Annotated in this window: 6 protein-coding genes; all 6 read right to left on the reverse strand. The window is 70.1% G+C overall.

The genetic code is table 11. From position 1 onward, the window contains the following. Positions 1 to 330: 330 nt before the first annotated feature. The 6 genes from DFR72_RS38490 to DFR72_RS38515 all read right to left on the reverse strand — a co-directional run bounded on the left by DFR72_RS38490 (position 331) and on the right by DFR72_RS38515 (position 13396). Positions 331 to 3489 (reverse strand): DUF2961 domain-containing protein, encoded by a 3159-nt coding sequence (locus DFR72_RS38490; RefSeq protein WP_114773924.1) that lies wholly within the window; start codon positions 3487 to 3489, stop codon positions 331 to 333. Between the two features lie 10 nt (positions 3490 to 3499). Continuing rightward, the gene (locus tag DFR72_RS38495) at positions 3500 to 4996 is read right to left on the reverse strand and encodes an FG-GAP repeat domain-containing protein (protein WP_114773925.1); all 1497 of its coding nucleotides are present in this window, start codon (positions 4994 to 4996) and stop codon (positions 3500 to 3502) included. Positions 4997 to 5015: 19 nt separating this feature from the next. After that, the gene (locus DFR72_RS38500) at positions 5016 to 6551 is read right to left on the reverse strand and encodes a glucosaminidase domain-containing protein (RefSeq protein WP_245983821.1); all 1536 of its coding nucleotides are present in this window, start codon (positions 6549 to 6551) and stop codon (positions 5016 to 5018) included. Between the two features lie 24 nt (positions 6552 to 6575). Then, the gene (locus tag DFR72_RS38505; protein ID WP_090071670.1) at positions 6576 to 9443 is read right to left on the reverse strand and encodes an AfsR/SARP family transcriptional regulator; all 2868 of its coding nucleotides are present in this window, start codon (positions 9441 to 9443) and stop codon (positions 6576 to 6578) included. A gap of 34 nt (positions 9444 to 9477) precedes the next feature. Beyond that, positions 9478 to 10548 carry a hypothetical protein gene (locus DFR72_RS38510; protein WP_090071668.1) on the reverse strand — a complete coding sequence of 357 codons (1071 nt, stop codon included), beginning with the start codon at positions 10546 to 10548 and terminating at the stop codon, positions 9478 to 9480. Between the two features lie 184 nt (positions 10549 to 10732). After that, on the reverse strand, positions 10733 to 13396 hold the full coding sequence (locus DFR72_RS38515) for an AfsR/SARP family transcriptional regulator (protein WP_090071666.1): 2664 nt from the start codon (positions 13394 to 13396) through the stop codon (positions 10733 to 10735). Between the last annotated feature and the right edge of the window lie 28 nt (positions 13397 to 13424).

Below are 13424 nucleotides of genomic sequence, written 5' to 3' on the forward strand. Positions count from 1 at the left end.
ATCACGAGCGACTGCCCTCCGCCTAGCGCGTGGGACATTGCTCGCTGCCAGTTTCTTCTCCAAGTGGCAGCGTCCGGGCAAGTCCAGGTCGCACAGCGGGATCTACGTACCTGAGGGGAGCTCGCCTAGGACGAGCTCAGCCACTCTTCTTCGTCGATCGACCGGAACTCGCCGACGGCGTTGTCGTCCTCGACCGGCCCGAGCACACGGCTGTGCAGGCTGCCCGTGATGAAGCCGATCAGGGACTGCGCCGCCCGCAGTCGAACTCCTCCGGCGCAGAGCTGACTCTGAGCCCGGCCGCAACGGCGGCCGGGCTCAGGGGCGGACCCGTCAGATCGACGGGCGGGGCAGCTCCGTACCGAGGGCGAACTGGTCATGCCACTTCACGCCGTCACCCGCGAAGCCGGCGCCGGTGGAGGTGGCCACGTACACGTCCCCCGCGCCGCCTCGGGTGAACGTGACGATGTCCGCGCGGCCGTCGCCGGTGAAGTCGGCGACGCCGGGAACCTCGTCCCCGACCGCGAACCGCTCGTGCCACACCGTGGCGGCGCCGAAGTCGAACCCGGTCGACCGGGCCACGATCACTTTGCCGCCGTTGAAAGTGACAGCGTCCGCCCGGCCGTCACCGTCCACGTCACCCAGTGATGGCCGTCCAGGAAGGTTTGCGTGCCAGCGGATGCCGTCACCTGCGAACGACGAACCCGTGGACATCGCGGCGTACACCGCGCCACCCGTGAAGGTGACGATGTCGTCGCGTCCGTCGCCGTTCACGTCACCGACCGCCGGAGTCTCCACGCCGACCGCGAAGTGGTCGTGCCACTTCTCGGAGGTTCCGGCGAACGACGAGCCGGTGGAAAGCGCCACGTACACGTCACCCCTGTCGCCGCGGGTGAACGTGACGATGTCGTCGCGGCCGTCGCCGTTGAAGTCGCCGACGAGAGGGATTTCGTCGTCCGCCGCGAAGAATCCGTGCCATTGCCAGGCGTCCTGCACGAACCTGGAGCCGTCGGACAGCGACACGAAGACCTTCGCGCTCCGGCCTCGGGTGAACGTCGCGACGTCCGCCCTGCCGTCACCGTCGAAGTCACCGGTCAGTGGGATCTCTCCGCCGACCGCGAAGTCGTCGTGCCACTTCGCGGACGTGCCCACGAACCTGGAGCCGTCCGATCTCGCGACGAACACGTCGGCGGTGTCACCACGGGTGAACGTCGTGACGTCCGCCCTGCCATCACCGTCCACATCAGACGCCAGTGCTTGCTTCACGGTCGCCGACACCACGGCCGACGGTGCGCTCGCGTTGCCCGCCGCGTCCACCGCGACGACCCGGTAGTGCCACGTCGAGCCGACGGTGAGCGCGGCGTGCCGGAACGACGTGGTGCGACTGGTGCCGAGCAGCGTCTGCGGGGTGATCGGCACGGACGCCGACCGCGAGCCGTGGACCCGGTACCCGTCGACGCCGACGTCGTCGGTGCCCGGTTTCCATGCCAGGCCCAGTGAACGTGCCCGCGTGCCGGTGAGCGTGACCTGGGGTGTGGCAGGGGCGCTCGTGTCCGCTACCGGTTCGCCCAGTGACTCCACCGCGTACCGGGCCGCCGTCCACGGGCCGCTCGGTCGCAGTGTCACGGTGAGCTGCGCCTTGTCCGTGGCGGGCAGCGTGAACGAGTCCTCCAGCCAGCGCGAGGTGCTGTTGTACAACGGCTGGTGCCAGGTGCCGACGGGGGTTCCGTCCACCAGCACCTCCGCGCGCGCCGGCACGGACTGGTCGCTCGTGCGGCGTAGCACGACACCACGACTGTCCGGTGTGACCGCTATCCGGAACGACACGGGGCCCGTGCTCGTGCGAACGTCGTCGCGCACCGGCACGTCGTTGTCGTCGCCTTCGAACTGGGCGGTCAGCTCCGACTGGGTGCCGCCCGTCTCGGTCCAGCCGTGAGCGGCCCGGCTCGCCGCATCTCCGGCATCGAGCACGTCGGTCCGCCTGCTCGCCGGCTCCGGCCGCGTGTACAGGTACGCGGTCGACGCGTAGTCGGCGTCGAAGGTGTTGCTCGGACCGTGTTCGATGCCGAACCGCAGCGCGCTGGAGTAGCCGATCGCGTCGGACAGCAGCAGCCGGTAGACGCTGTCGCACTCGCGCGGGCAGCCGGCTGTCTCCTTCTGGTGCAGGGTGTTGCCGTTGAGGGGTGCGCTGAACTCCTGGCGGTGGAAGTACCAGCCGCCCTCGTAGAAGTCCTCCGTGCCGGTGCCGTGCCACGACGGTGAGGGCGAGGAGTCCACGTGCACCCGTTCGTCGCCCTCCAGGTATTCGCGGAAATGTCCGGTGGATTCCAGGCCGCGCATCGTCTGCGTGACGCCGACGAGCTTGCCGCGTCCGCCCGCGTCGGCGATCGTCCAGTCCCGGCCGTCCTCGGTCCGGCCGGCGCGTGACTGGGTGGTGAAGTGGCCGGACGACTCGGTCCACGCACGCGGTGCCGATGTCACCTCGGAGGTGACGGTCACGGCCTTTCCCGGGTTCACGAGCTCGAGCAGCGCGGAGGACCGGTACGGCATGGGCCACCAGGTGGTGTGCCACGGCCCGTCCATCGCGAACATGAGCGACCGCACGCCGGCCTGTCCTAGCCCGCTGCCGAAGAACTCGCCGACCGGACTGTCCACAGTGGTCTTGCCGTCGAACGTGAGTCGCAGCCGCAGCGAGTTGTCGTACGCGGGCAACCTGAGCCGCAGGGCGTTGATGGTGCCCGGTCCGGTCAGCTGCGCGAGCTGCACCCGGCCGCCGGCCGGAACCCTCACCGTCCTGGTGGCGGTCTTGGCATCGGGCACGGGCGGCTTCGGATCACGGGTGCCGGAGGCGCGCAACGTCGCCAGCACGTCCTCCGCGCGATCGGATCTGTCGAACGCGCGAACCCCGTCCGCCGAGGCGAAGTCGCGGTACGCCACGTGGTAGAAGTTCGGGTTGTGCTGCACGGTGATCCGCATGGACTCCCGATAGGGCATGGGAACCTTGACGTACACGCCACCAGAGCTCTGGTCGGCGTTCGCGACCAGGGGGTGCACGAACGGCGCGCCCTCCCTCCCGTCGACCAGTTCCTGCAACGAGCGCTGCACGACGGTGTGACCGTCGAGTTCGACGCGGATCCAGCCGGTGGCGCTCACGTCGCCCTCCCGGCCGCCTGCGCCCTGGGTGAACCAGATCGACGCGACCTCGCCGGGACCGCTGCGTTCGGCGAGCACGCATCCGGTGTCGTCCTTGCGCAGACAGGAGTACTCACCGCTGAAGCCGTCGCCGGTGTTGCTGCCGTCGCGTCCGAAGCTGGAGAACTGCCCGGTGCGCGCCGGGTTCAGCTGAGGAAGCCGGTCCAGTCTGCGGTAGGCGTCCCAGCCGACCGGCCCGTTGTCCGGTGCCGGTGCCGCTTGTGCGGCGGGGAGGGCGAGCGCACTCGCCGCGAGGATGATCGCGGCGAGTGCGGAGCCCCCGAGTGAACGGGAGTTCATCGGATGCCTTTCAGGCGCCGGGAGGGCTGACGTAGCCGGAGACGGACCTGTTGGCGTTCGCCTTCGCGGTGCGCGGGTCGATCGTCGACTGGTGCACGTACCTCGTGCCGGGGCCGGAGTTGCCGTCGACCGTGGTGATCGTGCCGTTGCCGTTCACCGCCACAACGACCGCCACGTGTCCGCCCATACCGCTACCCGGTGCGCCGTAGACGACCCAGTCCCCCACCTGCGGGTTGCCGACCTGGCCTGCCGGACGCGGCTTCCACGTGCCCTGCTGCTGGCCCCAGCTGCCGAGGGCGGTCGCGACGTACTCGCGACGCGGCACACCCTTCACTCCGGCCCGCTCCCACACCCAGGTCGCGAACATGGCGCACCAGGGGGTACCACCGCCGTTGCACGGCCCGTACTTGTTGCAGTTCGGCTCGGCGACACCGATCTCGCCCTTGGCGATGTTCACGATGGTGGTCCGCAGTCCGGCAGCGCCACCGAGCACGAACGTCGCGATGTCGGCCTTCTTGTCCCCGTTGAAGTCACCGATGCGCGGCATCTCGGTGCCGAGGGCGAACCGGTCGTGCCACTTCAGCGCGTCGCCGACGAACGCGGTGCCGTTCGAGGTCGCGACGTAGACGTCGGACGCGCCACCACGGGTGAACGTCGCGAGGTCCGCCTTGCCGTCCCCGTTGAAGTCACCGACCTCGGGGATCTCCGCGCGGAAAGCGAAGTTCTCGTGCCACTTCCAGCCGTCCTGGACGAACTTGGTGCCGTCGGAGAACGAGACGAAAACATCGCCCGCGTCGCCGCGGGTGAAGGTGACGATGTCGTCCTTGCCGTCACCGTTGAAGTCGCCGGCGTCGACGATCTCGCCTTGGAAGCCGAAGCGGTCGTGCCACTTCACCGTCGTGCCCGAGAAGCCGGAACCGGTGGACAACGCCACGAAGACGTCACCCGCCTCGCCGCGGGTGAACGTGGCGATGTCGTCCTTGCCGTCGCCGTTGAAGTCGCCGGCCACCGGAACCTCGCCACCGACGGCGAACCAGTCGTGCCACTTGACCGACGTGCCGTCGAAACCGCTGCCGGTGGACAGCGCCACGAAGACGTCGCCGGTGTTGCCCTGGGTGAAGGTGGCGATGTCGTCCTTGCCGTCACCGTTGAAGTCGCCGACCAGTGGCGTCTCCGTGCCGAAGGCGAAGTCGTTGTGCCACTTCACACCCGTGCCGCTGAAGCCTTCTCCTGACGACAGCGCGACGTACACGTCGGCCCGGTCGCCGCGGGTGAAGGTGACGACGTCGTCCTTGCCATCACCGTTGAAGTCACCGGTGAGCGGGATCTCGTTGTCCACGCCGAAGAACTCGTGCCACTTCCAGCCGTCCTGGACGAACTTGCCCCCGTCGGACAGCGACACGTAGACGTCGCCCATTGCGTCGTTCGCACTCGCGGGCGAGGTTGTGGTGACGGTCAGTGCCGTCAGCCCGCACATCGCGGCGGCGATGAGTTTCCTGTGGTGCATGGCTTTCCCCTTGGGTGTTTCAGAGAACTGCGGGCGCCGGGATCTCGGCACCCGTCGCGAACCAGTCGTGCCACTTCACGCCGTCACCGGAGAATCCCCCGCCGGTGGAGGTCGCGACGTAGGCGTCGGCTGCGTCGCCTCGGGTGTAGGTGACGATGTCGTCCTTGCCGTCGCCGTTGAAGTCACCGACCCCTGGCGTCTCGGTGCCGACAGCGAAGCTGTCGTGCCACTTCAGGCCGTCACCGACGAACTGGGCGCCGTCCGACAGCGCGACGTACGCGTCACCGGCCGCACCGCGCGTGAACGTGATGATGTCGGCCTTCTTGTCCCCGTTGAAGTCACCGACCAGCGGCACCTCACCGTCGAAGGCGAACCTGTCGTGCCACTTCACGGTCGTGCCCGAGAAACCGGTGCCGGTGGAGGTCGCCACGAAGACGTCACCGGCGGAGCCGCGGGTGAAGGTGGCGATGTCGTCCTTGCCGTCGCCGTTGAAGTCGCCCACGGCGGGGACCTCGTTGTGCGCGGCGAACCAGTCGTGCCACTTCACGGTCGTGCCCGAGAAGCCGGAGCCGGTGGACAACGCCACGAAGACGTCCGCCGCGGCACCCCGTGTGAAGGTCGCGATGTCGTCCTTGCCGTCACCGTTGAAGTCACCGACGGCCGGGACCTCGTCGTTGTAGGCGAAGCTGTCGTGCCACTTGACGCTCGTGCCGTTGAAGCCGCTGCCCGTGGACAACGCCACGAAGACGTCGGCCGCACTGCCGCGTGTGAACGTGGCGACGTCGGCCTTGCCGTCGCCGTCGAAGTCACCGGTCAGAGGAATCTCGTTGTGGAAGGCGAAGTCGTTGTGCCACTTCGCCGCCGTGCCGGAGAAGCCGGTCCCGGTCGAGGAGGCGACGAACACGTCCGCGGCGGCGCCACGGGTGAAGGTGGCGATGTCCGCCCTGCCGTCACCGGTGAAGTCCGTGTCGCCTCCGCCGATGACCAGCTCCTGCGGCGCGGGCAGCGGGCCACCGCTGTCGAACCGGTAGAGGTTGTTGTCCCGCATGACCTTGATGACCTTGTCGGCGTACGCCGGGTCGGTCGCGTACGGCCGGGCGATCTCCCGGATGTAGCGGTCGGGGTCGTTGCGGAACGGCATCGCGTGCGCGTAGGCGGAGTTCGTGGTCAGGTTGCGGCCGTGGTCGCGGAACGAGTCCCGCATCGAGGCGAAGACCCGGAAGTACGCCTTGGTGCCACCGCAGTTGCCGCCGGGGCACTCGACCGTCGGGAGCTGTTTACACCCAGTCGCGATGGGTCCCGGCCGGTCCGGCGCCCCGCACTTGAGGCCGTGGAAGTTCAGGTAGTTCCTGGAAAGCCCGCTCTTGCCCCAGTTGGACTCCAGAATCGACTGGGCGATGCTCACGGAGGCGGGAATGCCGTATTCGGTCTTCTCCGCCTGCGCGTGCCCCGCCGCCTCGGTGACGTAGGCGGTGTCGGCCTGAGCCGGGTTCACCGCCACCAGGGTGATCGGCAGCGCGGCCATCAGCCACGCTGCCAGTGCTCTGAGTTTCATGGGATCGACGCTAGGGAGTAGCTCTCACAGAATTCTGTGAAGATCCTGCGAGCCCGGCAGGGGCGGGGACAGTTCCGTCGCCTCCCTGCTGCCGTGCCGCACGAACAACGCTCTGGCCTCGTCCCACGCCCTGCCCGCCTCAGCCGGGCGGCCGAGCACTCGGTGCGCCACGGCCATGTCGCGCAGAGATCGTGCGCGCCACAACGGCAGGGACAACGCATCCCACCACTGCAGCGAAAGTCCGAGCTGACGGCAGGCCTCCTCGGGGCGGCCACGGGCCAGTTCGAGCTCGCCGAGCGTGCGCAGCACCAGTGCCTGACCGAACCCGTCCTGCAGCCCGCGGCAGGTGACGAGCGCCTCCTGCAACGCGTCGTGCACCTCGTCCGGCCCGCCCTGCCTGATCCGGGCCTTCGCCCACGCCTGCACGGCGTAGGCGGTCATGTGCCGGTCGCCGAGGTCACGCAACGTGCGCAGCGCGCGGGCTGAAAGCCGTTCCGCGGTACCGAACGCCCCGGCCGCTCGGTGTGCGATGGCCAGTGACCGCTCGACCAGGGCGACCTCTCTCGGCTCGACCAGCCGCAGATACGCCTCGCGGGCACGTTCCAGTGCCCCGACGGCTTCCGGCAGGCGGCCGAGTTCGGTGAATGCCTTGCCCCTGCCGTGCCAGGCCCGCGCCGTCAGCGCCGCGTCGGCGAGGTCCGGCATCACCGCAGTCACCAGGTCCAGCGCGCCGGCGAGGTCGCCGCGCTCGCGCAGCACCTCGCTGAGCATCACCTTGATCGCGGTGATCGCACCGCTGTCACCGATTTCGCCGTACTTCTCCTTCGACCGCTCGTAGTAGGCGGTTGCCTCGTCGAGCCGGTCCTGCTCGCGGCGCAACCACCCGAGTCCGGCCAGCAGTTCGGCCTGCCCCGCGACGTCACCGGCCCGCACGGCGGCGTCGAGTGCCACGCTGTGCGTCTGCCAGCGCAGGCTGAACTTGTTGTCAGCGGCCAGTTTCGAGGTACACACGTCGACCGTCAGGCGCACCGCGACGTCCGCGAGGCCGAGCTCGCAGGCCCGTTCCACGGTGTGCACCACCGCGGCCTGCCCGGCGTCGAACCACTCCTGCGTGGCGGGCAGGGCGAGCAGCCGCGACCAGCCGCGCGCCACCCTTTCCACCGCGTCCAGCAGGTCCTGCCGCACGTCCTCGGCCTCCGCGAGTTCCCAGCCGAACGTCCTCGTCAGGTCGTGCAGCCGGTAGCGCCCGGCACCCACGACGTCGAGCAACCGCGCGCGCACCAGTTCGTCGACCACGTCCTCAGCGTTTTGGGCCGCGACGCCGAGCAGCGCGGCGGCGAGCCACGGTTCGAAGTGCGGCACCCCGAACCAGCCGAGCCCGCGCAGACCGGCCCTGGCACTCGCGGACAACCCGGTGTAGCTGAGCGCGAGACTGCCGCGCACCTCCAGGTCGCCGATCGCCAGTTCGTCGAGAAGCCTGTGCTGTTCCCGCAACCGGGACGCGAGCCGCCCTGGCGACCAGTCGGTCCGCGACACCAGCCGGGCCCCCGCGATGCGCAGTGCGAGCGGCAGCCGGCCGCACAGCCGCACGACCTCCCGCGCGAACCCCGGTTCCGCCGCCACCCGCCCAGCTCCGACGATCCGGTCCAGCAGCACGAGCGACTCGCCCTCGCCGAGCGTGCCCAGCTCGACGTGCGCGGCACCCTCCAGCGCGCTGGGCCGCGACCGGCTGGTCAGCACGCACGCGCACGTCGGCGACCCCGGCAGCAGCGGCCGGACCTGGCGTTCGTCCGCCGCGTCGTCGAGCACCACCAGCACCCTCCTGCCCGCCACCAGCGAGCGGTAGAGCAGGATCCGCTCGTCCGCGCACCGGGGCATCGCCGCGTCGGACACTCCCAGCGCGTGCAGGAAGCGCACGATCACCTCGCCCGGCTCCCGCACACCTCGCAGCGACGCGTAGAGCTGACCGTCCGGATACCGCTCCCGCACCTGGTGCGCGGCGCGGACGGCGAGGGTGCTCTTCCCGGTTCCCGCCTGGCCGGAGATGGCCACCACCGGCATGACGTCCGAGGTGCCGGTCAGCCTGCGGCACAGCCGGGCCAGCTCGTCATCGCGACCGGCGAAGTCGGCGATGTCCGGAGGCAGCTGCGCCGGTGAGGTGACGGCGGGCTGTCCGGCCAGCACCCGCCGGTGGGCGTCCCGCAGTTCACGACCGGGATCGACCCCGAGTTCGTCCGCGAGGATCCGGCGGCCCGCCTCGTAACAGGCCAGCGCCTCGGCCTGTCTGCCGAGGCCGGACAGCGCGAGCACCACCTGGGCGCGCAACCGTTCGCGCAACGGGTTCGCGGCCACCAGCGCGACGAGTTCGGCGACGGGTGCCACGGCGAGCCCGGTGGTCGCGGCGACGTCGAGCTGGTCCTCCACGACCGCGAGCCGCAGGTCGGCCAGCCGCGCGCGTTCCCCGTCCGCCCACGCCCCCGTGGCACCTCCGAGCGCGCCACCCCGCCACAACGCGAGCGCGGCCTGGAACTCGGCGGCGGCCTCCGCGTGCCGGTGCTCGCCGAGAGCCTTCCGCCCCCGCGCCGCCCGGCTGCCGAACTCCCAGGCGTCCACCTGCTCCGGAGGCACGTCCAGCAGATACCCGCCGCCCCGGCGCACGATCACGTCGGCGGTGAGCGCCCGGCGCAACGCGCAGACGTTGGTGTGCACCGCCGCGCGAGAGTTTCGGGGCGACCTGCTCCCCCAGACCGCCTCGACGATCTCGTCCATCCCCACGACCTCACCGACGGCCGTGGCCAGCACGGCGAGCAGCGTCGCGGGCCTGGCTCCCCCGAGCTCCACCCGCTGCGCGCCGACACGAACCTCCACAGGCCCCAGCACCTGGAATCTCACGCTCGCGAACCCCCTCGGTCCGACAGGAACCGCTTCAGTTCGAGGTCTCCTTGTCCAGCGCGGCGATGCTTCCCGCGACGTAGACGCCGATGATCGTGAAGATCAGTGAGCGGTGGAACTCCTCCACGCTCGGCTCAGCTCGCATCCGGCCCAGGTTCCGCAGCACTCCCAGCACGCACAGGCCGATCACGAGCAGCGTCACCGTCGCGTCCAGCTTCGGCGCGTCGCTCAGCACGACAGCCCGCGCCCAGGCCTCGACGCCGGCCGGGTAGAGCGCGTAGGCCCCGTGGACGTTGCCCACGAGCATCAGCACGGCCAGCGTGGACCCGACGGCGATCGCGCCCATCACCACTCCCCTGCGGCCACTGCCGGCGTGCGCGCCACTGCGGATCTGGTCGAGGAACAGTCGCCCGACCATCCAGCACACGACGGCGGCGAGCAGGCACCCGAGCACGGTGCCGCCGATCGATGCCACCACCTGCCAGAACCGCCCCGAAATGAGGCCGAACAGCGATCGCAAGCCGAGAGCGATGCCCACCACTACGCCCACCACCACGGAGTAGACACCGACGATCAACATTGTTCTCTTCAGGTGTTTCGGCCAGGTGTCACCCAGGATCGCCAGCACCACCACGACGACGATCAGCACCCCGATCCACACCAGGTCGCCCAGCAGGAACACGAACAGTCCGACGACGGGCTGGATCACGTATTCGTTGATCGCCGTCCCGACCAGGGCGATGAGGCCGACCGCCCCTCTGACGAACGCGACGAAGAGGCGAACGAGGAACCGCCCCAGAACGAAGAGCCACGTGATGCCGTGCAACACGAACGTGGACACCACCAGCACTCCGAGCCCCCACCGGACGAGGTCCGCCCGCTTGTGCCGCCACGACACCAGTGCGAGGGCCACCAGGTACGCCGCCAGGGCGTAGTTGATCCACGTCAGCAGCGACGCGACGGGTGGCAGGGCGGCCTTGAGTGCCGCGCTGGCCTCGCCAGGTCCCTCGAGCCAGGACCAGCCGGGGCGCTTGGCCAGGAGCCTGGTCCCGTCCGGGAGGCTGGCGATCAGGAACACCGCGCCCAGGACGACGACCGCCGACACGGCGAGAAAAGGACGATCGCGAAGGTCGAAGAACCTGAGCCAGCAGTATCGCCAAAATGATTTGCTGAAATACCAGGAGCGGGGAACTACAACAGTTTTGGCGTTGCGCATGTAGACGAATTCTACTGATTCGCCTACATGCCGTCCCGGCTGCCTGAGCTGGCAATTTCAGGCTTCTGAAGGATCAGCCCGCCAGTTTCGCCCGCACTGCGAATACTTCTTTCAGCTCCAGTTCGGTGAACAGGAAATCCGCACGCCGCCACGCCTCTCGTGCGGCGGGAACACGGCCGACGGCGTGCAGCGCGTCACCCAGCCAGTCGGCGGTGACGGCTTCGCTGTAGGAGTCGCCCAGCTCGTGGAAGAGCTCACGGGCGCGTTCGTGGTGGCCGACGGCCGCGGCGAGATCACCGCGTTGCCGCTGCACGAACCCAAGGGTGCGCTGGGCATGCGCCTCGCAGTCCCGGTCGCCCTCGTCCTCAAGCAGCCGCAGGGCGGCGAGGCTTTCCTCGACCGCGAGGTCGAGGTCTCCGAGCTGCGCGTGGTACCAGCCCGTCGCACAGAGACTGAACGCCTCCCACGCGCGGTCGCCTGTGGTGCGGAACAACGCCAGCGCCTGCCGTCCGTGGTCCAGCGCCGCCACGGCGTTCTCGCGGCGGGCGTGCGCGACGCTGAGCGAGAAGTGCGTGATGCCCTCGCCCGTGGGGTTCGCGACTGCGCGGAAGGACGCGAGCGCCTCGGTGAGCTCGTCGATCGCGCGCGGCTGATCACCCAGGACGCTGTGCCCACGGCCGAGCAGCAGCAACGTCTCCGCCAGTGCGGCGTGGTCGCCCAGCCGGCGTGCGGCGGCGAGAGCGGCTTGCTGGGTCGCGGCCCGGTCGTCCCAGTGGCCGCTGCGGGTGAGGTAGGTCGACAGCACCCAGGGCAACTGCCAGGCGTGCACGTCCCAGCCCTCACGGGCGGCCAGGTCGGCACAGGCGAGCAGCACCGCTCGTTCCGCGGTGAACCACTCGATCGCCTCGTCGTAGGAACCGGCGGCACCGGCACTCGGCGGCGTCAGGTCGATGGGCGGCCAGTGCGGCGAGAGGTGGCGTTCGGCGGCGAACCCGGTGTGGAGGTAGTGGTCGAGCACCCGGTCCAGCGCCTGCCGCGCTTCCTCGGGCGTGGCCTCGTCGCGGGCGAAGGCGCGCAGCAGGTCGTGCGATGCGAACCGGCCGAGCACTGGCTCGTCCAGGACGTGCGCCCTGGTCAGCTCGGCGAGCAACGGCCCGGCCTCCGTGCCGGCGAGCGCGGACGCGGCGGCCACGTCGATATCGGGGCCGGGGTGCACGCCGAGCAGGCGGAACAACCGAGCGGCGGGCGCGGAGAGCCGGTGGTAGGACCACGACGTCACGGCCCGCACGCTGGACGCCGGTTCGCCCGCGTCCAGCGCGTCGAGCCGGCCGCGTTCGTCCTGGAGCTCCTTCACCAGTGCCCGCAAGGGAAAGCGGGGATGTGCCAGCGCCCGTGCCGCGACCACGGAGAGCGCGAGAGGCAGCCCGCCGGTGAGCCTGACGAGGTCGTGCGCCGCATCGGTGTCCGCGAGCCGCTCGCCGCCCAGCCGCTGGCCCAGCAGAGCGATCGCCTCGTCGACGGCGAGCATCGGCACCGTGACCGGCCGCGCCTGCTCGCCCACGGTCAGCCCGGTGAGCCGGTTGCGGCTGCTCACCACCACGAGGCAGGCCTCCCCGCCCGGCAGCAACGGCCGGACCTGGTCCTCGTTCCACGCGTTGTCGAGCACGATCAGCATTTGCCGCTCCGCGACGCGTTCCCGGAAGAGCGCGCTGCGGGAGTCGAGGTCGTCCGGCATGCGTTCCGGGAGTACACCGAGCGCGCCCAGGAACCCGTGCAGCACCACACTCGCCTGGGAGGGAGGAGCGGACGGGTCGAAGCCGCGCAGGTTCACGTACAGCTGCCCGTCCGGGAACAGGTGGGCGTGGTCGTGCGCCCAGCGCAGGACGAGCGCGGTCTTCCCGACACCACCAGGTCCGCCGACGACGACCACGCCGCCGCTGACCGCACTGTCCAAAGTGGCCCGTTCACCCGCACGCCCGACGAACGCGCGCGGTGGCGCGGGAAGCTGACGCGGAGCCGCGTTGTCGTCGGCGAGCAGTTGCTGGTACAGGCGGCGCAACTCGACACAGGGATCGGTACCCAGTTCCTCGCGCAGACGCGCGCGCAAGTCCTCGTAATACCGCAGCGCCTCGGCTTGACGCCCGTCGCGGTAGAGCGCGAGCAACAACTGGCCGGCCAGCCGTTCGTCGCGGGGATGCTCGGCGACCGCCGCCATCAGCTCGGGCACCAGCGCGCTGTGCCCGCCGCGCCGCAACGCGATGTCGGTGCGGAGCAGGCGCGCTGAGAAGCGTTCCTCGACAAGCGTGGCACGCTGCGTGACGAACCAAGGCGTGCGGGCGCCGTGGAACGGCTCGCCGCGCCACAGCCCGAGGGCCTCCTCGATCGCTCCCGCCGCGTCGGCGTCGGGCAGCTCGCGAGCCTGCTGCACAAGTGCGCGAAACCGGTGCAGGTCAACCGATTCCGGTGTGGTGTCGAGCAGATACCCGTCTGAGTTCCCCACGATCTTCACACCCAGCACGGGTCGCAACCTGGCGACGTAGGACTGCAGCGTCTGCTTGGGCCAGTGCGGCCGGCCGGTGTGCCACACCGCGTCAACGAGCTGCTCGATCGGCACGACCTGCCCAGCATGCAGGAGCAGAACGGCCAGCACCCTGCGCTGCTTCGGCGGCCCCAGTTCGAGCACCTCGCCGCCGGCGCGAGCCTCGATGGTGCCCAGCACCGCGAATTGCGTCCCCACCCGACAACTGTACCGAGTCGGTCACACA

Source organism: Lentzea flaviverrucosa (assembly GCF_003350445.1).
In the GTDB taxonomy this organism is placed as follows: domain Bacteria; phylum Actinomycetota; class Actinomycetes; order Mycobacteriales; family Pseudonocardiaceae; genus Lentzea; species Lentzea californiensis.

Coding starts and splice junctions, on each gene's coding strand:
- DFR72_RS38490 (WP_114773924.1), bottom strand. CDS start 3,489: ATGAACTCCCGTTCACTCGGGGGCTCCGCACTCGCCGCGATCATCCTC.
- DFR72_RS38495 (WP_114773925.1), bottom strand. CDS start 4,996: ATGCACCACAGGAAACTCATCGCCGCCGCGATGTGCGGGCTGACGGCA.
- DFR72_RS38500 (WP_245983821.1), bottom strand. CDS start 6,551: ATGAAACTCAGAGCACTGGCAGCGTGGCTGATGGCCGCGCTGCCGATC.